Source organism: Heterorhizobium halophytocola, from assembly GCF_017873095.1.
GTDB lineage: Bacteria > Pseudomonadota > Alphaproteobacteria > Rhizobiales > Rhizobiaceae > Allorhizobium > Allorhizobium halophytocola.
On record NZ_JAGGJU010000002.1, the window covers coordinates 12,742 to 32,501 of the forward strand.

Genomic DNA, 19,760 nt, shown 5'->3' on the forward strand with positions numbered 1-19,760 from the left:
ATGACGAGACGCGAACCCGAGACCGAAGAAGACATTCACCTGACCGGGCTGACCGCGGAAGCGGAAATCCGCGTCGATCCCTGGGGTATCGCGCATATCCGAGCGGCCAACGACCAGGATCTGTTCTTCCTTCAGGGGTTCAATGCGGCAAGGGACCGGCTCTGGCAGCTCGATCTCTGGCGCAAGCGCGGTCTCGGCCTGCTCGCAATCGATTTCGGCCCCGGTTATCTGGCGCAGGACCATGCCGCCCGGCATTTCCTCTACCGTGGCGACATGGAGGCCGAATGGGCCGCCTATGCCGAGGACACCTGGGAAATCGCCCGCGCCTTTGCCGCCGGCATCAACGCCTATATCGGGCTTTGCAGGACCGAGCCGGCGCGCCTGCCGCCGGAATTTGCCCTGTTCGGCACGCGCCCGTCCTGCTGGCAGGCGGTGGATGTCGTGCGCATCCGCTCGCATGCGCTGACCCGCAACGGCGTGTCTGAAATCCTGCGGGCCAATGTCATGGCCATGGCCGACGCTGAAACCGACCTGTTGCGTTTCGAGATCGATCCGCCGGTCGATGTGAAGGTGCCGAACGGCATCAATCCTGCCGATATTCCGCTGGAAGCCACGCGACTGTTCAAGCTGGCAACCGCGCCCGTCACCTTCGAGACGGCCCGGCTCGAGGCGACGCTCGAGGAGGCCTGGAGCTGGAGCGAGGTGACCGATCTCGGCGATATCGTCCAGCGCAGCGCCGAGGAAGGCTCGAACAACTGGGCCGTCCATGGCAGCCGCACCGAAAGCGGCCGGCCGATCCTCGCCAGCGATCCGCACCGGGCGCATGCCGTGCCGTCGCTGCGCTATCTGGTGCATCTGGAAGCGCCGGGGATCAATGTCATCGGCGCCGGCGAACCGTCGGTGCCCGGCGTGTCGATCGGCCACAACGAGACCAATGCCTTCGGGCTGACGATCTTCGGCGCTGACCAGGAAGACATCTATGTCTACAAGACCGGTCGCGCCAATCCGGACCTCTATCGCTATAACGGCGAGACGGAGAAGATCCGCCGCTTTGTCGAGAGCTTTGCCGTCAAGGGCCATCCGACCCAGTGGCTGACGCTGTCGTTTACCCGCCATGGACCGGTGCTCTACGAAGACACGAAGAAGAACATCGCGATCGCCATGCGCACGGTGTGGATGGAGCCCGGATCGGCCGCCTATCTCGGTAGCCTCGCCTATATGCGCAAAGGCTCGGTCGCGGCCTTCGGCGAGACGCTCGGCCGCTGGGGCACCCCCTCAGTCAACCATGTCAGCGCCGATATCGAGGGCAATATCGGCTGGTTCACGGCAGGCTTCACGCCCATCCGGCCCAACTGGCATGGCCTGCTGCCCGTGCCGGGCGACGGCACCCATGAATGGGCGGGCTTCCTGGCCGCCGATCAACTGCCGCGCAGCATCAATCCGGGCGAGGGGTTTGTCGCCTCCGCCAACGAGATGAACCTGCCGGCGGACCGTGATCCCGACCTGCCGTCGATCGGCCATGAATGGGCCGAGGGCAGCCGTGCGGCCCGGATCAAATCCGTGCTTCGCGCCGATCATCGCCACACGCTGGCCGGCTCGATGGCGCTGCAGACGGATACGTTTTCGCGGCCCGCCAACCTGATCTGCGCCCTCTTCGAACGGATCGCCGCGACCCGGAAACTGAGCGCAGCACAGGAACAGGCGCGTGCGCTGTTTGCCGGCTGGGACCATCGTCTGGAGGCCGGCAGTGCGCCTGCCGCGCTCTTCGAAGTCTGGTGGATGAAGCATCTTCGTCCCGGGCTGCTGTCCCATTTCGCCCCCGGTCAGGAACTGCGCCAGTTGCTGCTGCCCGGAGATTTCGACCGCCTGCTTTCGTTGCTCCAACAGCCCGAACACTTCTGGAGCAATGAGGACCGCGACGCGTTGATCCTCTCCACCCTCGAAAGGGGATGGGAGGATTGCGCGGCGCGGCTCGGGGCCGACACCACCGAATGGCGCTGGGGCGACCTGCATCAGGCGCTGTTCGAGCATGCCGCGTCCCGCACCAAGGACAAGGACAGAAACGCCTGGAATGTCGGCCCGCTCGGTGTCGGCGGCAGCCGCTCGACGCCCATGCATGCGGCCTATCGGCTCAGCGATTTCGGCGTCAATTCCGGCGCCTCGGTGCGCCTCGTGATGGATGTCGGCGCCTGGGACAATTCCGTCTGCATCAACACGCCCGGCCAGTCCGGCGACCCGCGCTCGCCGCATTATGGCGATCTTTCCGATCCATGGTCGAAGGGCGACTACGTGCCGCTTCTCTATAGCCGCAAGCGGATCGAGGCGGAAACCGCCCATCTGATCCGCTTCTTTCCCTCCGAGTCCCTCCAGGAGTTTCCATGACGCTTTCCGTCACGCCGGCCGATATCGATCTCGACGCGCTGCTGGCGGAACTGGCGCTCTGGGTCGGCATGGAGAGCCCGACAGCGGATGCCGATGCCGTCAACCGTCTGGCAGATCATGTCGAGGCGAAGGCGAGGGCTTTCGGTTTTGCCATCGAGCGGACGCCGGGCACCCTCGGCTTCGGCGATATCCTTGCCGTGCGCTCGCCGCGGGCGGAAGGCTCCAACGCGAGAAGCATTCTCATCCTTGCCCATCTCGACACCGTCCATGCCCATGGTTCGCTCGACGGCGCATTGCCTTACCGGACCGAGGGCGACAAGCTCTACGGACCGGGTGTCTACGACATGAAGTCCGGCGCGCTGATGGCATTGGAGGCGATGAAGCTTGCGGTCGGCAAGGGCACCCAACTGCCGATCGATCTGGTCTTCGTGCCGGACGAGGAAATGGGCTCCAGAAGTTCCCGCGCGATGATCGAGGATTTTGCCCGGCAGGCGGCCTATGCGCTGGTGGTCGAGCCGGCGCGCGACGGCGGCAAGATCGTCACCGCCCGCAAGGGCGTCGCGATGTACGATGTCACGGTCAAGGGCCGCGCCTCGCATGCGGGCGTGCGTCCGCTCGATGGACGTTCGGCAATCCGTGCCGCAGCCCGCATCGTGCTGGAGCTGGAGGCGTTGAACGATGCCGCGCGCGGATTGACCGTCACCGTCGGCACGATCACCGGTGGAACGGGGCGCAACACCATTCCGGCGGAATGCCGGATGCAGATCGACGTGCGCCTTCCCGATGCGGCGGCCGCCGATGACGTGCATGCGGCGGTGATGGGCCTGAAGCCTGTCGATCCCGATATCGAGATCGCGGCGACCGGCGGGCTGAACCGCCCGGCCTTTGCCCAGACGGCGGAAGGCGCACGCCTTTTCGAACATACGGCCGCCCTTGCCGCGGAACTCGGCATTGCGCTCGAGGGCATGGCGACCGGCGGCGGTTCCGACGGCAATTTCACCGCGGCGCTCGGCGTGCCGACGCTCGATGGTCTCGGCGCCGACGGGGCAGGGGCGCATACCTTCGACGAGCACATCCTCGTCAGCAGCGTGGTGCCGCGCACGGCCCTGCTCGCCAATCTGATGATCACGCTGGACGCGCCATGACGGGCGTTTCGGCGGCCCGCGGCCCGCATGTTCAAAGCCCTGCCGCGAGGCCACGCCCTTGAGCGTCATCGCGGTCATCCTCTTCATGCTGCTTTCCGGCGTCGGCGCCTATGTGCAGACCATGACCGGCTTTGCCCTCGGCCTTGTCATCATGGGCGGCGTCGGCGTCGCCAACCTGATGCCATTGAAGGATGCGGCCGTTGTCGTCGGCATCCTGGCGCTGATCAATGTCGGGGTCATGCTCTCCAGGGGCGTCGGTGACGTGAGGCGCAAGGAACTGGCGCTGGTGCTGATGAGCAGCCTGCCGTCGCTGGCGATCGGCTATCTGCTGCTCGACCATCTGGCGCAAGCGGGGCTTGTCTGGCTGCGGATCATCCTCGGCGCGATCATCGTCGTCTCGTCGATCCAGCTGATCCTGCCGCCGAAGAAGGAGCCGATCGAAAGCGGCGCCGCGTCCTTCCTGTTCTTCGGCACGCTTTCGGGGCTGATGAGCGGACTGTTCTCCACCAGCGGTCCGCCGCTGGTCTATCATTTCTATCGCCAGCCGCTGCCGGTCAACGCGATCAAGCAGACCCTCGTCTCGGTCTTCGGGGTCAATTCCCTGTTGCGTCTGCTGATCGTCGTCAGCGCGGGCAGTTTTCCCGACCGCCCGTACTGGCCGGCCTTTCTGGCCATCATCCCGGTTGTCGCCGGCACCCAGCTTGCCCGGCGCCTGCCTCTGCCGATTTCGACAAGGACATTGAAGTTCATCGTTTTTCTCCTGCTCTGCGCCTCCGGTCTTTCGCTGGCGCTGCCGGCCCTGCCGGTGGTGCTGCAGTGAAAGTGACGGATCCCCTAGAAGGTTTTTCCTCATGCGCCTTTCCGTTTCAGAAGCTGAAAATCTGGTCGCCGCCAATCTGGTAAAGAACAAGGTGAGCGAGGCGAATGCCCGCTCGGTCGCAATCGCACTGGTCTCGGCGGAAGCTGCAGGACAGGGCGGCCATGGCCTTCGCCGCGTGCCGGCCTATGCGGGGCAGGCACTGGCCGGCAAGGTCAACGGCTTCGCCATGCCGGTTGCAGCCTCCACGGCAGAGGCGGTGATCCGCATCGATGCCGGCTTCGGCTTTGCCTATCCGGCACTGGATCTGGCGGTCGAAACCCTCTCGTCGATCGCCCGGGGGACCGGCATCGCCATGGCGGCGATCAGTCGCTCGCATCATGCCGGAGTCATGGGGCTCACCGTCGAGCGGTTTGCCGAACGCGGTCTCGTGGCGCTGATGGTCGCCAATGCGCCGGCGGCGATGGCGCCCTGGGGCGGCAAGAAGCCGGTCTTCGGCACCAATCCGATCGCCTTTGCAGCCCCGCTGCCCGATGCCGATCCGATCGTGATCGATCTCGCCATGTCGAAGGTCGCGCGCGGCAAGGTCATGGCGGCTCGCCAGAAGGACCAGCCGATCCCGGAGGGATGGGCGCTCGACCGCGATGGCCGCCCGACCACCGATGCGTCGGCTGCCATGGACGGCACCATGGTACCGCTTGGCGATGCCAAGGGCGCGGCGCTGGCTTTGATGGTCGAGATCCTTGCCGCGGGGCTTACGGGCGCCAATTATGCCTTTCAGGCGACCTCGCTGTTCGACGACAAGGGGCCGCCGCCCGCGCTCGGCCAGACGATCATCGCCATCAACCCGCAGGCATCCGGCGGCAAGGAAACGCTGAACCGGCTTGCTCTGCTGGCGCAGACGATCACTTCCGATCCGGGCGCGCGCCTGCCTGGACGTCGCGGACAGAACGCCCGCCGCGACGCCCTTGAAAACGGCCTCTACATCGAAGAGGACGTCATGCAATTGCTGCGCGCCTGACGGCGTGCGCTTCACCCGCCCTTTCCCTTGACATATGGACCTTTGCCCATGACCGGACTTTTTACCCCCGCCACGATGAAAAGCGTGACCCTCGCCAACCGCATCGTCGTGTCCCCGATGTGCCAGTATCAGGCGGTCAACGGCTGCGCGACGGCCTGGCACACCGTGCATCTCGGCACGCTTGCGATCTCCGGGGCCGGCATGGTGATCATCGAGGCAACGGCGATCGAACCGGCCGGCCGGATCACGCCCGGCGATCTCGGCCTCTATGACGACGCCACGGAAGCGGCGCTCAAGGGCGCCCTGGAGGCCCTGCGTGCGGTCAACGACACGGCGGTGTTCATCCAGCTCGGTCATGCCGGGCGCAAGGCTTCCAGCCATTTGCCCTGGGAGGGTGGCGAACAGCTTGCCCTCGACAATGGCGGCTGGGAGACTTTCGCGCCCTCCGCAATCGCATTCAAATCCGGCACCCGTGCGCCGACAGCGCTTGACGAGGCGGGTCTGAAGCGTATCCGCGACGGTTTCGTCGCAGCCGCCGAGCGGGCCGCAAGGCTTGGCATCGACGGGATCGAGCTGCACGGCGCCCATGGCTATCTGCTGCACGAATTCCTGTCCCCGCTCTCCAACCAGCGGTCCGACCAATATGGCGGCAGCCTGGAAAACCGGATGCGCTTTCCGCTGGAAATCTATGACGCCGTGCGCGCCGTGTTCCCGGCCGACAAGCCGGTCGGCATGCGGGTCTCTGCCAGCGACTGGATGGAAAACGGCTGGGACCTGGAGCAGACGATCGCCCTGGCGCAGGAACTGGAAAAGCGCGGCTGCGATTTCATCGACGTGTCCTCCGGCGGCCTCGTGCCGGAACAGAAGATCACCATCGGGCCGGGCTACCAGGTGCCCTTTGCCGAGGGCGTGAAGGCGGCGGTCAGCGACATGGCGGTATTTTCCGTCGGGCTGATCACCGAGGCCGGTCAGGCCGACGCGATCATCGCGCAGGAGAAGGCCGATTTCATCGCCCTCGGGCGCGCCATTCTCTACGATCCGCGCTGGCCCTGGCATGCGGCGGCAACACTCGGCCAGACGATCGACGCGCCGCCCTCCTACTGGCGTGGCCTGCCGGCCGAGCATTCCAGGCTGTTCGCCAATTCCAACGCCGCCCGCGGCGTCTGACGCCATCCATCATCACCGGCATCAGAAACGCGGGTGCAACCGGCGGGCCGCCCGAACGTTGAACTGGCGACAATTGCTGGAGAGACGCGATGCCGCGCAATACCTATTGGAAGGGTCATCTGAAACTGTCGCTGGTGACGGCGGCGGTTTCTCTCTCGCCCGCGACCACCGAACAGGGACGGATCCGCTTCCACATCCTCAACGAGGAAACCGGAAACCGGGTCGAAAGCCGCTATATCGACCGGGAGACCCACCGTGCCGTTGCCGACCGGAACCAGGTCAAGGGCTTTGCGAAGGAGGAGGGCGGTGACGACTACCTGATCCTCGAGGATGACGAACTGGACAGCGTGGCGCTGGAGAGCACCCGCACCATCGATATAGAAAGCTTCGTGCCGGCCGGCTCGATCGACTGGATCTGGTATGACCGGCCGCATTTCCTGAAGCCGGAAAACAAGATCGGCACCGAGGCCTTCAGCGTCATCCGCGAAGCGATGCGCAGCAAGAAGGTCGTCGGCATCGCAAGGCTTGTGCTGCACCGGCGTGAACATGCGGTGCTGCTCGAACCGGTGGGCAAGGGCATCGTGCTCTGGACATTGCGCTATGCCGAGACGGTGCGCGACCCCGAAGCCGAGCTGGATGCCGGCAAGAAGGCCGATCGAAAGGCTCTTTCGACGATCGAGACGCTGATCGACAGGCAGACCGGGAACTGGACGGCCGCCATGGTCAAGGACCCGGTACAGCAAAAGATCCAGAAGCTGATCAAATCGCTGCAGTCATCGAAACCGGCAAAGAAGAAGACGGCTAAAAAGGCCGAGAAGACCCCTTCCAATGTGATCGACATCACAGAAGCGCTGAAAAAGAGCATCGCGGCCGACAAGCGGGCCGGTCAGAAGACTGGCCAGAAGGCGTGAGCCTGTCGCTGCGGTATCAGCCTATTTTGTCGGAAGAGGCTTTGCCGACCGGAAGAAATTCTCCCAGGGATCGGACTTCAGTGCGGAAAGCCGGGTCGGGGTGTTCTCGACGGTGAAATGCGCCGGACCGATATCGCTGGACAATTCGTCCCAGGAAAGCGGCATGGAGACGGCGGCGCCGGGCCGTGCGCGCGTCGAATAGGGGGCGACGGCCGTATTGCCGCGACCATTGCGCAGATAGTCGATGAAGATCTTGCCCTTGCGCTTGGCCTTGGTGGAGACGGCCAGGTAGCGGTCGGGCTCGGCCTTGGCCAGATCCTCGGCGAGCCGCTTGGCATAGGCCTTCGCTCTTGCCCAGCCGGCCTTCGGCTCCAGCGGAATGACGACATGCAGGCCCTTGCCGCCGGAGGTCTTGACGAAGGCGGCAAGGCCGTCGGCCTCGATGCGCCGTTTCAGCTCGACGGCAGCCTCGATCACCGCACTCCATGCGACGTCTTCGGCGGGGTCGAGATCCATGATGATCATGTCGGGCTTTTCCCAGTGCTTGACCGTCGTGCCCCAGGGATGGATCTCGAGCACGCCGGATTGCACAAGCGCCATCAGCCCGTCGAAATCGACGATCTTCAGCGCCGGCTTGCCCTCCTTGTCCTTCGGGTCCTTGATCTGGTGAATGGCCTTGTTGACACCGCGCCAACCGTGCTTCTGGAAGAATTTTTCGCCGTCTATGCCCTCGGGGCAGCGCAGCAGGGCAAGCGGGCGGTCGACGACGAATGGCGCCATCCGCTTCCACACCTGCGCGTAATATTCGGCCAGCCCCTCCTTGGTGACGCCCGCGTCCGGCCAGTAGATCCGGTCGGGGTGGGTGAACGTGATCGCGGTCTGCGGCTTCATGTTCTTCTCCGATCGGTCGCTTTCCCGGGTCACTTGTTCCGGCGTCTTGTCTTCCCGCAGCCCACGAAACGAGGCGTGGCGCAGATTTCCGTCGCCGGACCAGGCGCGGAACTCGACCTCGGCCAATAGCTGGGGCTCGACATAGACGAGGTCTCGGCGCGCATCGGCCGTGAGCTTTTCGGCAAACGGGCTGTCATCGGTCTTCAGCGCATCGAGCCGGGTGAACAGATCCTCGGCAACGCTGCGGGAAAAGCCGGTGCCGACCCGGCCCACATGCCGAAGCCTGCCCTTCTCGTAGACGCCGAGCGCCAGTGAGCCGATCAGGTTGTCGCCGGTCGACGACGGCGCGAAACCGCCGATGACGAATTCCTGCCGCTCGGAGCATTTCGACTTGATCCACTGGCCCTTGCGGCCCGACACATATTTGCCGTCGCTCTTTTTCGAGATGACCCCTTCAAGGCTGAGGCGGCAGGCATGGTCGAGGACCAGCCCACCGGACTCGTCGAAATGCTCGCTGTAGCGGATGCGCTTGTCACCCGTGGTCACCAGCGCCTGCAGCAATGTCTTCCGTTCGATCAGCGCCACGTTTTCCAGGCCATGGCCGTCGAGGTAGATCAGATCGAAGGCATAATAGGTGAAGCGATCCGTGCGCCCCTCGCTCAGGTCCTGCTGCAGGGCGGAGAAATCGGAGGCGCCGCTGTCGCGCTCGACCACGACTTCACCATCGATCAGCGCGGTCTCGACCTCGAGGGTGGCAAGAGCCTTGGCGAGGTCCGATCCGAATTTCTCCGTCCAGTCGAGGCCCGAGCGGGTGAGAAGTGTCACCTTGCCCTTGTCGATCCGGGCCTGGATGCGGTAGCCGTCGAACTTGATCTCGTGCAGCCATGTCTCGCCCTTGGGGGGCTGCGGTTTCAGGCTTGCCAGTTGCGGCTCGACGAAATCCGGAAGCGCCTTTTTCCGCGCACCCTTCGGCATGGCCGGTTTGCCGGTCTTGCCGTTTGCCGGGGCGCCCGAGGATGACGATTTCGCCTTCGATGCCGCTTCGGCCCTGGCGCGTTTCGACACAGGCTTTTTCTGTTCGTCGCCGCTTGGCGCCTGGTCCTTGCCGTTCTTCCATACGCCATCGGGGTCCGCCTGGACGTCCGGAAGATCGCGGCCGGATTTCACCGAGAGGGGATTGTCCCTGAGGAAGGCGTCGCCGTCGGCGGGACGCGCCTCGGCGTCCTCGCCCTTGATCAGCAGCCAGTTCTCCCGTTTTTCGCCTTCGGTGTGCATCTTCACCAGATGCCAGCGCCCCTTCATCTTTTCGCCGGCGAGTTCGAATTCGAGATGCCCCTTCTTCATCGCCTTCTTGAGGTCGCCGATCGGCGTCCAGCTGCCGTGGTCCCAGACTATGACGGTGCCGCCGCCATACTGGCCCTTGGGGATGACGCCCTCGAAATCGGCATAGGCCAGCGGATGGTCCTCGACATGCACGGCCAGACGCTTGTCGGCGGGATCGAGGCTCGGGCCGCGGGTCACAGCCCAGCTTTTCAGCACGCCGTCCATCTCCAGCCGGAAATCGTAGTGCAGACGCGTCGCATCATGCTTCTGCACGACGAAGCTGTTGCCCTTGGCCCGCGCTTTCTTCCATTCCGGCTCCGGCGTCTTGTCGAAACGGCGTTTGTCGGCATAGGCGCTGGCAGCAGGGCGGGCAGATTTGCGGCTTGCGGTGCGGGTGGCCATGCTCAACCCGCCTTCCGGCGGCTGGTGCCGGACGCAGCAGCAGACTTGCCCGTGGTGCGCTTGGTCCTGCTCTTTTTGCCGGCCTCGGCGCTCTGGCGCAGGGCCTCCTTCAGGTCGAGAACATTGTCATGTTTCGGCTCGGCCCGCTTCTTGAGCTTGCGCCCATGAAGCTTGGCCTGCACCAGCTCGGCGAGCGCGTCGTTGTAGCGGTCGGTATAGTCGGCGGGATCGAAACGCCCCATGCGGGTCTCGATGATATGCCCCGCGAGATCCAGCATCTCCTTGTCGAATTTGATGTCCGGCAGGCTCTGGAAGGCGCGGGTGGCCGAGCGCACCTCGTAGTCGAAGTTCAGCGTCGTTGCCACCAGCGTGTCGCCAGATGGGCGGATCAACAGCGTGCGATTGCGGCGGAACAGAACGGCTTCTGCCAGTGCTGCCACCTTTTTCTTCGACAGCGCCCTGGCAAACAGCGACAGGGTTTCCGTGTCACCGTGGTCGGTCGGGCCGAGATAATAGGACCGGTCGAAATAGAGCTTGTCGATGGCATCGCAGGCCACGAAACGTTCGACGTCCAGCGTCTTGTCGCCGGAGGGGACGAGTGCGCTCAGCTCCTCGTCGCCGACCTTCACATAGTCCCCGTCATCCAGCTTGTAGCCGCGGATCTGTGCATCGCGCTCGACCGGCTTGCCGGTTTCGCTGTCGACGAACTGACGCTCGACCCGGTTGCCGGTCTTGCGGTTGATGATGTTGAAGGAAATCTTCTCCGCGGCGCTGATCGCCGAATAGAGCCCGATGCCGCAGCTCAGGCCCCCGATCGTCAGATGCCCTCTCCAGCTTGCCCGTCGTGTCATCGGGGTGATTGCTCCTCGAGCGTTTTCGATGCCAGCTCCGTCAGGCGCCGGTCGCGATCGAGCATGGTTTCGATCGTCGCGATGTCATCGCTGGTGACGACCGGTATCGGGTCGGCGGCCATGGCAGACAGAACCTCTCGCGAGACATCGCCGTCGCGGATCGCCGCTTCCAGCAATTGCCGCGTTTCCCGCTCGGCCTTCAGCTCGGCGTAAAGGGCCAGGATCAGCCGGTCGCGGCTGTCGAATGTCGTCGTCTCGCGGGGAATTTTCGGGTTATCGCTCATGCCCGATTCAATCCGCATTCCGCGGAAAGGTTCCGCAGGGCCGGGCTCGGGACAGGTGCGGGAGCGGTGGCTAGTGACGCTCCGCGCGGTCCGTCTGCGGCAGATAGCGCAGGAACGCGTCTTTCGGCAGGGGCTTGGAGAAGAAATAGCCCTGCAGCACCGTGCAGCCGACGGCGGCGAGGAAGTCGCGCTGGCCCGCGGTCTCCACCCCTTCCGCCGTCGAGGCGATGCCGAGATCGCGGCTGAGGCCGACGATTGCCGAGACAATGGTCGCGCCCTTCGCCTCGGTCCCCAGAAGACCGACGAAGGAGCGGTCGATCTTCACCCGGTCTATGCCGAAATGCATGAGGTGGCTGAGCGAGGAAAAGCCGGTGCCGAAATCGTCGAGCGCGATCTGAATGCCCTCGGCACGAAGCCGCGACAGGGCTGCCTGGGCATTGCAGTCGAGGTCGAACAGCGCCGTCTCCGTCAGTTCCAGTTCTAGCCTGGATGGCGCAAGACCGGTCTCCTTGAGGATCGTCATGACTTCGGTCTCAAAGGTTTCCCGCTGCAGTTGGGTCGGCGACACATTGACCGCGACGAAACTGTCTTCGGGCCAGAGCAGAGCGGCCCGGCAGGCCTCGCGCAGGACGAAATTGCCGAGCTGGACGATCAGCCCGCCTTCCTCGGCAAGGGCGATGAACTTGTCGGGGGAGAGGAGACCGAGCCTGCCATGGCGCCAGCGCACCAGCGCTTCGGCTCCGCAGAAATCCGCCGAGGGCGCGGAGGAATGGATCGGCTGGTAATGCACCTCCAGCTGGCCGACGTCACCGATGTCTTCAACCTTCGACGCAGGGCTGTCGCTGCGGGACAGGACTTCGCGCAGATCGCCCTTCAACGCCTCGCGCGCGCGGCTGTCCTGGCTCATCGACGGGTCGAAGGTGACGCAGCAGCCACGGCCGGCAGCCTTGGCCGCATAAAGTGCCAGGTCGGCGGATTGCAGGATTTCAGCCGTCGTCTGCGATCTGTCGCTCATGATCGCAAGGCCGATCGAGCAGCCGACATAGACGGTTGCCTGTCCCTCCCGCAGGGGAAAGGGGACGCTCATGGCGTCGACGATCTGCATGCAGAAGGCGTGCGGTTCCCGATCGGCCCCCAGAATTTCGGGCAGCAGCAGGGCGAATTCGTCGCCACCGATGCGCGCCAGGGTGTCGCCCGGCCGCATCAGCCGGCGGATACGGTCGACCGCCAGCTTCAGCAGTTCGTCGCCTGCCTGATGGCCGAAGGTGTCGTTGACCGATTTGAACCGGTCGAGATCGATCAGGGCAACGGCGGTGCGCCTTCCATCCTCGGCCAACATCCGCAGGCTGTCGTCGAACCGGCTGTTCAGCATGGCCCGGTTCGGCAGACCGGTCAGGACATCGTGCAGGGAGACATGGCGGGCGTGGTGCTCGCTGGCGCGCAGCTCCGTCAGGCTCCGCCGCAGGCGGGAAAACAGGGCGAAAAACAGGACGGCGATGATCAGCCCGGCAAAGGAGAGCGCCGGCACGAGGCGGGAGACGACCCGCGATCCCGGCAGGTCCGGTTTCCAGATGATGTAGCCGATCGGTTCGCTATCCGAGGTTGCCTCGATCGGGAAGACCACTTCCTCCCCTTCGGCATCCGCCGTGCGCGCATAGCGGGCGCCGCTCAGCCCCTGTTCGCGGCTGAGCGCGTCGAGCACCGCGCCGTCGAGAAACTGGAAGGCGATGAGGTAGATGCGCCCGTCGCCAGCCTTGGCCCCCTGCGCTTCGGCGGCATGGCCGGGCCTCGGGTCCTTGCCGACGGCGATGGTGCCGACGATCGAGGGGCGGCCCTCGAGACGCGTCAGTTCGACATGGGCGGCGTTTTCAGGCCCGTCGCGGCGCATCCCGACCTGGCCGTTGCCGAAGGTGAAAGGTTGTTTCTGCGTCAGTCTTGCCGCGTCGATCTGCGGCTGCAGCAGCGGGCGAAGCCAGTTGTAGCGCTGGACGCTAGCCGCGTCGCCATCCAGAAATAGATCGCCGGATCCACTGACCAGATAGGTCTCGTTATAGCCGAAGACAGAGGTGAAGATCTCGCTGAACACGTCGCTCTGCAGCGATCCCTTCGGGTCGGTGATGCGCGCGCCGGGGGCAATGCCCGGCATCTGGCCATTATCGCTGCGCATGGCCAGAAGCAGCGAGGCATAGCCGGTGCTCATCAGCCTGACATCGCGGGCGGCGCGGCGAAGCTGGTCGTTGAGTCGGCTGTCGACCAGTTGCTGCTGGCGGTCCAGGGCTGCCAGATCGGCTTCCGATCCCGCCCAGATGGAGGACAGGATCACCAGAGCGAGCGTGCCTGCGCAGCTCAGCGCGACAAGCGGAAGAATAGAGCCGGTCGAGCTCCGCATCCATCGGGCCAGGATCGAGTTAAGGCGGAAGGTAGGCAAAGGACAACTCCGGGTGTTGCTTTATGCTTTAACAAATACGTTAAGGAAGCCTTTTTTAGATGTGGGAATTTTAGATTCGTCTCGTACGACGCATTAAGGTTTTTCTGTTTCACTGCGATCAACGGCCCATGGCCATCCCAATGCCCATTCCTCAGCCCCGGATTCAGAAGGGATTCGCAACAATGCCCCGCAGATCAATCTCTACGCTCATGACCTCGGTGATCCTTGCTTGCACCATGGGTATCGGACTGTCCGCCACAGGGGCATCGGCGGCAGAGCCGGTGCGCATCGCCGTGGAGGGCGCCTTTCCGCCGTTCAACTATCTCGATTCCAACCAGAAGCTTCAGGGCTTCGACGTCGAGATTGCGGACGCCTTGTGCAAGGCGGCGTCGATCCAGTGTGAATTTGTTGTCGAGGAATGGGACAGCATGATCCCCGACCTGCTGGCCGACAAATACGACGTGATCGTCTCCTCGATGTCGATGAGCCAGGAGCGCCGGCAGAAGGTCGCCTTTACCGCACGCTACTATGACAGCCCTTCCGTTCTGGTCCGGCGCAAGGATGATCCGGTGAAGGGTGTGGCAAAGGGCGACTGGCATGGCGTCAAGCTCGGCGTCACGCTGTCGACCGCGCAGGCTGCCTATGCCCAGGAGAAATACGAGGGCGCCAAGATCACCGTATTCGACAAATCGCCCGAACTCTATCAGGGCCTGGAAGACGGCAGCGTCGACATCATCCTCGAAGACAAGCTGGCGATCTACGACTGGCTGGCCAATACCAAGGCCGGCCAATGCTGCGATTTCGACGGCGGCGACATCAAGGATCCCGTCTATTTCGGCGAGGGCGCCGGCATCGCGCTGCGCAAGGAGGATACCGCGCTGCTCAGCCAGTTGAATGCAGCCCTGAGCCAGATCCAGTCCGACGGCACCTATGACCGGATCAACGCGAAGTATTTCCCGTTCAGCATCCGCTGATGGGGGCGCGGCCGGCTCTATTGCAGTCCGGCTGGCAATCCTCCATCCTGGCAGATACCGGCGCGGAGCACTGTCGCCGGGCTCCTCATGAAGGTGGATATGAGAGGCGACGTCTCCAGGGTGGTTCCGGAATTCTTCGATCGCGATGCCGTCGCGGTCGCCGCCGACCTGATCGGCACGCAACTGACGGTGAACGGCGTCGGCGGCGTGATCGTCGAGACGGAGGCCTATACGCCCGATGATCCGGCATCGCACAGCTTTCGCGGCCAGACGCCGCGCAACGCGGCGATGTTCGGTATCCCGGCGCATGCCTATGTCTACCGCTCCTACGGCATCCACTGGTGCCTCAACTTCGTCTGTCGGCCCGGCAGCGCGGTGCTGATCCGGGCGCTGGAGCCAAGGGTGGGGCTGGAGGTCATGCGCGAGCGCCGCGGCGTCGAAAACGCCCGTCTACTGTGCGCGGGCCCGGGACGGCTTTGCCAGGCGCTTGCCGTGACGGCAGACCTCGACGGCCGGTCGCTCGATGCCGAACCCTTCGCACTGGATTTCGACACGGATACCATAGCCGTTATCCGCGGGACGCGGATCGGGCTGACAAAGGCTGTCGACATGGACTGGCGTTTCGGCCTTCAGGGCTCGCCTTTTCTAAGCCGGAAGTTCTAGCGCGCGACCGACGGCGTGATCGGGACGGAACGGATGCGTGTGCTCCGGGCCTTCCGATGTTCGTCCGCTGCCGTCATTCCGCGGCCTCGTCGTGACGCGGAGAACCCTGGCGGCGATGCTGGCCGGCAAGCGGCGAGATCTCTTCCATCGGAAAGGCGTCGACGGCGATCACCGTCATCGCCGTTGCCTGTGCTGCCTGCAACGCGGCGAATTCGGCTTCGGTGATGATGCGAGCCGCCACGGCTTCCTCTGGATCGCGGATCTTTGCCTGCCGCATCTTCGCTTCGATCGGCGCTACCGCCGTGACGAGGGTGAAGGCGGTTTCCAGATCCTGGACCGGATGCGCGTCGCGGCCCTCGCCGAGATAGAGATCGGGCGTCAGCCGGTCGCGCTGCGCGGATGGCTCCAACAGGATGGCGGCAACTTCAGACGTCAGTTTGTCGGAGGGACGGGTGTGCCGGAGGCCGGCGGGAAAAGCGATGCACCGGACGAGGATGGCGGCCCAGCGCGACGGAAGATTGTCGAGCACGCCGTCGAAAGCGATCGCGATCCGCTCCAGCCCCTGGATCATCAGATAGTCAACGATCGGCAGGTCTTCGGCCTGCCGGCCCTCGTCCTCGTAGCGTTTCAGGACGGCACCGAGCAGATAGAGTTCGGAGAGGATGTCGCCCATGCGCGCCGACAGCATTTCCCGCCGCTTCAGCTGGCCACCGAGGGTGAGCAGCGCCATGTCGGACAACAGCGCGAAGGCGGCCGAGAAGCGGGATAGCTGGCGCCAGTGATGGGGGAGGGCAGCGGCATCGGGTGCCGGGCCGACCCGGCCGCCGCTCCAGCCCCGGCCGAGGGCCTTGAACAGCGTCCGGATGGTGTGGCCCGCATGCGCCCAGAAATTGCGATCAAATGCGTCGAGCCCCGCCTTGGTGTCGGGGTGCGACAGAGCCGTCAGTTCCTTCAGCATATAGGGATGCGAGCGGATCGCGCCCTGGCCGAAGATCATCAGATTGCGCGTCAGGATATTGGCGCCTTCCACCGTGATCCCGACCGGGACGGAGCGGTGCTGGCCGCCAAGATAGTTCTTCGGCCCGTCGATGATCCCCTTGCCGCCATGAATATCCATGGCCTTCTCGACGGATTTCCGCATCCGCTCTGTCGCATGATATTTCATGATCGCCGAAATGACCGAGGGCCTGTGGCCCTCGTCGAGGGCTGCGAGCGTCAGGCGGCGCGCAGCGTCGATCAGATAGGCGTTGGCGGCAAGGTCGGCCAACTGTTCGCGCACGCCCTCGAATTCGCCGATCGCCACGTTGAACTGGCGGCGGATCCGGGCATAGGCACCGCTGGTGCGAGCACACATGGCTGCGGCCCCTGCCGATTGCGAGGGCAACGAGATGCTGCGTCCGGCGGCAAGCGCCGTCATCAGCATCTTCCAGCCCTGGCCGATCTGCTGCTGGCCGCCCAGGATCCAGTCGAGCGGGATGAACACGTCCTCGCCGTAAAGTGGGCCGTTCTGGAAATGGGTGAATTGCGGCACGTGGCGTTCGCCATGGCGCACACCCGGCGTCGAGGTCGGGATCAGCGCCACGGTGATGCCGCGTTCGACACCTCCGCCGAGCAGGTCGTCCGGATCGGAAAGCTTGAAGGCAAGCCCCATGACGGTCGCGACCGGGCCGAGCGTGATGTAGCGCTTGTGAAAATTGAGCCGGATGCCGAGCGTGCGGCGGCCTTCGAATTCGCCTTCCTCGATCACGCCCGTGTCGGTCATCGAGGCGGCGTCGGAGCCGGCATGCTCGGAGGTCAGGCCGAAGCAGGGGATTTCGCGACCATCCGCCAGCTGCGGCAGCCAGTGGTTCTTCTGTTCGTCGGTCCCGAAATGCAAAAGCAACTCGCCCGGTCCCAGTGAATTCGGCACCATGACGGTGACGCCGGCCACCACGCTTGCGGTCGACACCTTGCGCACCACCTCCGAATGCATGGTGTTGGAAAAGCCGAGCCCGCCGAATTCCTGCGGGATGATCATGCCGAAGAAACGCTCGTCGCGCAGGAAGCGCCAGACCTCCGGCGGCAGGTCGCGGTCCTCCCAGGCGATCTTCCACTCGTCGATCATGGTGCACAGGTGGTGCACGGGACCGTCCATGAAAGCCTGTTCGCGCTCGCTCAGGCGCGCCGGCGGCATGGCGACGAGACTGTCCCAGTTCGGATCGCCGCTGAAAAGCTCACCATCCCACCACACCGTGCCGGCGCCGATCGCTTCCTGCTCTGTCTCTGAGATCGGCGGCATGACCTTGGTGGCCCAGCCGAAAATGGGCTTGGTCAGATAGTCGCGGCGGACTGTACGAAGACTCATGTTTGCACCCCCGGTTAATGCAGAAAATGGTCCCGGCACCGGTTTGTTCCATGCTGCGGTGAAGATCGTGATGGGTGAGGACGGATCAACCGTGCCCTATTGCGCGTTTGCCAGTACGACCCGGATACGGCAACCCGTGGCGATATCGTCTACAGTCGCGCAGCCGCCGTGATGGCGTGCCACGTCGCTGACGATGGCAAGACCAAGCCCGCATCCGACGGCGCTTTCCGGGGCAAGCCGATAGAAGCGATCGAAGACGCGCTTGTGCGCGTGCTGTGATATGCCGGGGCCATTGTCCTCGACGCTCAGTTCCACCCGATCGGCGTGGAATGTGAGCGCCACCTCGATCATCGGATGGTCGGGGTTTCCGTATTTTTCGGCATTTTCCAGCAAGTTCAGGATCGCTTCCCGTAGCAGCGTTGCATCGCCCGTAAAGGGGCGCGGCCGGCCCTCGGAGCTAAAGCGTACGTCTATGCCTTTCGGGAGGACGCGCTCTGCAAAGCTGCGTGTCGTGTCGGCGACCAGGGCCTCGAGGTCGAAAGTGCCCGACAGGCTCCTGAGATTGCGACCGCGCACCCGTTCCATCGACAGCAGCTGGTGCGTCAGCCGACCCGCCCGCCTTGCGGCCAGGGCCACCTCGGTGACGCGTTCACGCAGCGACGCCTCGTTGCGCGCCGTCAGTGCCGCCTCGGCCTGGGCCTGGATGCCGGCGACCGGGGTACGCATCTGGTGGGCGGCGTCGGAGATGAAGGCGTCGCGGATGGCGAAGGCTTCGGTGAGGCGCGAAAACAGCGAATTCATTGCCGAGACCACCGTGCCGATTTCCGCCGGCACGATGCGGCTGATCGGCTGCAGGTCCTCCGGCGTGCGGCTGGAAATGTCGGCTTCCAGTTCTTCGAGAGGCCGCAGGCCGCGGCGAATGCCGAACCAAACCGCGATCGCGGCGACCAGGACCAGCATGGCGAAATAGGCCGCCGACGAGGATAGCAGGCTGAAGCTCAGCTGCTGGCGCTGGTTGATCGTCTGCCAGACCTCCATGGTCACCAGGCCGCTGTCGGGCAGGTCCCGGACATATTCGGTCATGTAGAGGGCGCGCACGGGCTTGCCCATATAGACGGCGTCGAAATAGGCGGGCTTGCCGAGCTCGTTGTGGAGACCGTCGGGCAGGGGAGGCGCGTTCGAATATCCGGTGACATAGGCCCCATCGGGGCCGGTGAGGTGATAGTAGACCGTGTCACCGAGCGATCTGGCCAGGGCGTCGAGCACCGTCTTGGTCAACAGGTCGCCCTCGTTGATCGTGACGTCGCGCGAAATTGTCAGGGCGACTGTCAGCAGGGCGTTGTCGTAGAGCTGGCGCGACAGCAGCGTGAACTGGCCGTAGCGGACGACCGAAGAGACACAGGCGACGACGACCAGCGGTCCGACGATCATCAGGAAAAGTCGTCCTCTGAGCGATGTCGGTCTCAATTGTCCTCCCCGTCGAGCATGTAGCCGAGGCCGCGCGCGGTGTGGATATGCACCCCGGTGCCCTCCAGCTTGCGCCGCAACCGCGATACCAGAAGCTCGATCGCATTCGCCTCTACCTCGGCGCCTGTTCCATAGAGGGTATCTGATATCATCGTTTTCGACACTATACGCGCCCGATGTTCGAGCAGGCATTCGAAAAGTGCGAGCTCGCGGCGCGGCAGTTCGATCGCGCCGGCGACGGTCATCAACTGGCGCTGGCCACGGTGAAAGGTCAGATTGCCGAGCGTTTCGGTCGGAGCGTCCATGGATGGGCGGCGGCGGCCGAGCGCGCGCAGCCGCGCAATCAGCTCTTCCATCTCGAAGGGCTTGACCAGATAGTCGTCCGCGCCGGCGTCCAGCCCCTCGACCCGCTGCGACGTGGCGCCCCTGGCCGTCAGGATCAGGATCGGCGTCGCATCATGCCGCCGGCGCAATGCCCGGACGATCTCCAGCCCGCTCTGGCCCGGCAGATTGATGTCGATCACCGCGACGTCGGGCCGCGATTGGCGCAGGAAGCTTTCGCCGGCAAGCCCGTCGGCCAGCCAGTCGACTCCGAAGCCCTGGTCCTGCAGGGCGCCCTTGACGGCCCTTGCAAGCGTTTCATTGTCCTCGATGATGACGATGCGCATAGGATTTCCCGGACTGGAGCGT

The 19,760-nt window shown here is 64.5% G+C and carries 15 protein-coding genes; 8 read left to right on the top strand and 7 right to left on the bottom strand.

Annotated features, from left to right (window positions below; translation table 11 throughout):
• The 6 genes from J2Z17_RS03365 (at position 1) to ku (J2Z17_RS03390) (ending at position 7,443) form a co-directional block, all read left to right on the top strand.
• Positions 1 to 2,382, top strand: a complete 2,382-nt coding sequence (locus J2Z17_RS03365; protein WP_209942242.1) for a penicillin acylase family protein — start codon at positions 1 to 3, stop codon at positions 2,380 to 2,382.
• The gene (locus J2Z17_RS03370) at positions 2,379 to 3,527 is read left to right on the top strand and encodes a M20 family metallopeptidase (protein WP_209942244.1); all 1,149 of its coding nucleotides are present in this window, start codon (positions 2,379 to 2,381) and stop codon (positions 3,525 to 3,527) included. Before J2Z17_RS03365 ends, J2Z17_RS03370 begins: the two co-directional genes overlap by 4 nt.
• Positions 3,528 to 3,585: 58 nt before the next feature.
• Entirely contained in the window at positions 3,586 to 4,347 is a 762-nt protein-coding gene (locus J2Z17_RS03375; RefSeq protein WP_209942246.1) for a sulfite exporter TauE/SafE family protein, read from the top strand.
• Between the two features lie 31 nt (positions 4,348 to 4,378).
• Positions 4,379 to 5,365, top strand: coding sequence for an Ldh family oxidoreductase (locus J2Z17_RS03380; RefSeq protein ID WP_209942248.1), 987 nt, complete (start codon positions 4,379 to 4,381; stop codon positions 5,363 to 5,365).
• Between the two features lie 48 nt (positions 5,366 to 5,413).
• Positions 5,414 to 6,532, top strand: a complete 1,119-nt coding sequence (locus tag J2Z17_RS03385; protein WP_209942250.1) for an NADH:flavin oxidoreductase/NADH oxidase — start codon at positions 5,414 to 5,416, stop codon at positions 6,530 to 6,532.
• Positions 6,533 to 6,621: 89 nt separating this feature from the next.
• Entirely contained in the window at positions 6,622 to 7,443 is an 822-nt protein-coding gene (ku, locus tag J2Z17_RS03390; protein WP_209942252.1) for a non-homologous end joining protein Ku, read from the top strand.
• 21 nt (positions 7,444 to 7,464) lie between these two features.
• Here ku (J2Z17_RS03390) and ligD read toward each other — a convergent pair whose 3' ends face one another.
• The 4 genes from ligD to J2Z17_RS03410 form a co-directional block, all read right to left on the bottom strand.
• Positions 7,465 to 10,059: a DNA ligase D gene (ligD, locus tag J2Z17_RS03395; RefSeq protein WP_209942254.1), complete on the bottom strand. Its 2,595-nt coding sequence runs from the start codon at positions 10,057 to 10,059 to the stop codon at positions 7,465 to 7,467.
• Between the two features lie 2 nt (positions 10,060 to 10,061).
• Entirely contained in the window at positions 10,062 to 10,910 is an 849-nt protein-coding gene (gene ku / locus J2Z17_RS03400; RefSeq protein ID WP_209942256.1) for a non-homologous end joining protein Ku, read from the bottom strand.
• Positions 10,907 to 11,194 carry a hypothetical protein gene (locus tag J2Z17_RS03405; protein ID WP_209942258.1) on the bottom strand — a complete coding sequence of 96 codons (288 nt, stop codon included), beginning with the start codon at positions 11,192 to 11,194 and terminating at the stop codon, positions 10,907 to 10,909. The genes ku (J2Z17_RS03400) and J2Z17_RS03405 overlap by 4 nt, the downstream gene beginning before the upstream one ends.
• A 70-nt stretch (positions 11,195 to 11,264) precedes the next feature.
• Positions 11,265 to 13,583, bottom strand: a complete 2,319-nt coding sequence (locus J2Z17_RS03410) for a putative bifunctional diguanylate cyclase/phosphodiesterase (RefSeq protein WP_209942262.1) — start codon at positions 13,581 to 13,583, stop codon at positions 11,265 to 11,267.
• Between the two features lie 221 nt (positions 13,584 to 13,804).
• Here J2Z17_RS03410 and J2Z17_RS03415 point away from each other — a divergent pair, with 221 nt between their 5' ends.
• A complete protein-coding gene (locus J2Z17_RS03415) occupies positions 13,805 to 14,596 on the top strand; it encodes an ABC transporter substrate-binding protein (protein WP_209942265.1) in 792 nt (263 codons plus the stop codon).
• Positions 14,597 to 14,695: 99 nt separating this feature from the next.
• Positions 14,696 to 15,259, top strand: a complete 564-nt coding sequence (locus J2Z17_RS03420; protein ID WP_209942267.1) for a DNA-3-methyladenine glycosylase — start codon at positions 14,696 to 14,698, stop codon at positions 15,257 to 15,259.
• Between the two features lie 73 nt (positions 15,260 to 15,332).
• Here J2Z17_RS03420 and J2Z17_RS03425 read toward each other — a convergent pair whose 3' ends face one another.
• The 3 genes from J2Z17_RS03425 to J2Z17_RS03435 form a co-directional block, all read right to left on the bottom strand.
• Positions 15,333 to 17,603, bottom strand: a complete 2,271-nt coding sequence (locus J2Z17_RS03425; RefSeq protein ID WP_209942269.1) for an acyl-CoA dehydrogenase — start codon at positions 17,601 to 17,603, stop codon at positions 15,333 to 15,335.
• A gap of 96 nt (positions 17,604 to 17,699) precedes the next feature.
• Positions 17,700 to 19,034, bottom strand: a complete 1,335-nt coding sequence (locus J2Z17_RS03430) for a sensor histidine kinase (protein WP_209942271.1) — start codon at positions 19,032 to 19,034, stop codon at positions 17,700 to 17,702.
• 32 nt (positions 19,035 to 19,066) lie between these two features.
• On the bottom strand, positions 19,067 to 19,738 hold the full coding sequence (locus J2Z17_RS03435; RefSeq protein WP_209942273.1) for a response regulator transcription factor: 672 nt from the start codon (positions 19,736 to 19,738) through the stop codon (positions 19,067 to 19,069).
• Between the last annotated feature and the right edge of the window lie 22 nt (positions 19,739 to 19,760).

What these genes read in the sequence shown, in the direction of transcription:
- J2Z17_RS03365 (WP_209942242.1), top strand. Translation starts at nt 1, where the DNA reads ATGACGAGACGCGAACCCGAGACCGAAGAAGACATTCACCTGACCGGG.
- J2Z17_RS03370 (WP_209942244.1), top strand. Translation starts at nt 2,379, where the DNA reads ATGACGCTTTCCGTCACGCCGGCCGATATCGATCTCGACGCGCTGCTG.
- J2Z17_RS03380 (WP_209942248.1), top strand. Translation starts at nt 4,379, where the DNA reads ATGCGCCTTTCCGTTTCAGAAGCTGAAAATCTGGTCGCCGCCAATCTG.
- J2Z17_RS03385 (WP_209942250.1), top strand. Translation starts at nt 5,414, where the DNA reads ATGACCGGACTTTTTACCCCCGCCACGATGAAAAGCGTGACCCTCGCC.
- ku (WP_209942252.1), top strand. Translation starts at nt 6,622, where the DNA reads ATGCCGCGCAATACCTATTGGAAGGGTCATCTGAAACTGTCGCTGGTG.
- ligD (WP_209942254.1), bottom strand. Translation starts at nt 10,059, where the DNA reads ATGGCCACCCGCACCGCAAGCCGCAAATCTGCCCGCCCTGCTGCCAGC.
- ku (WP_209942256.1), bottom strand. Translation starts at nt 10,910, where the DNA reads ATGACACGACGGGCAAGCTGGAGAGGGCATCTGACGATCGGGGGCCTG.
- J2Z17_RS03405 (WP_209942258.1), bottom strand. Translation starts at nt 11,194, where the DNA reads ATGAGCGATAACCCGAAAATTCCCCGCGAGACGACGACATTCGACAGC.
- J2Z17_RS03410 (WP_209942262.1), bottom strand. Translation starts at nt 13,583, where the DNA reads ATGCGGAGCTCGACCGGCTCTATTCTTCCGCTTGTCGCGCTGAGCTGC.
- J2Z17_RS03415 (WP_209942265.1), top strand. Translation starts at nt 13,805, where the DNA reads ATGCCCCGCAGATCAATCTCTACGCTCATGACCTCGGTGATCCTTGCT.
- J2Z17_RS03420 (WP_209942267.1), top strand. Translation starts at nt 14,696, where the DNA reads ATGAGAGGCGACGTCTCCAGGGTGGTTCCGGAATTCTTCGATCGCGAT.
- J2Z17_RS03425 (WP_209942269.1), bottom strand. Translation starts at nt 17,603, where the DNA reads ATGAGTCTTCGTACAGTCCGCCGCGACTATCTGACCAAGCCCATTTTC.
- J2Z17_RS03430 (WP_209942271.1), bottom strand. Translation starts at nt 19,034, where the DNA reads ATGATCGTCGGACCGCTGGTCGTCGTCGCCTGTGTCTCTTCGGTCGTC.
- J2Z17_RS03435 (WP_209942273.1), bottom strand. Translation starts at nt 19,738, where the DNA reads ATGCGCATCGTCATCATCGAGGACAATGAAACGCTTGCAAGGGCCGTC.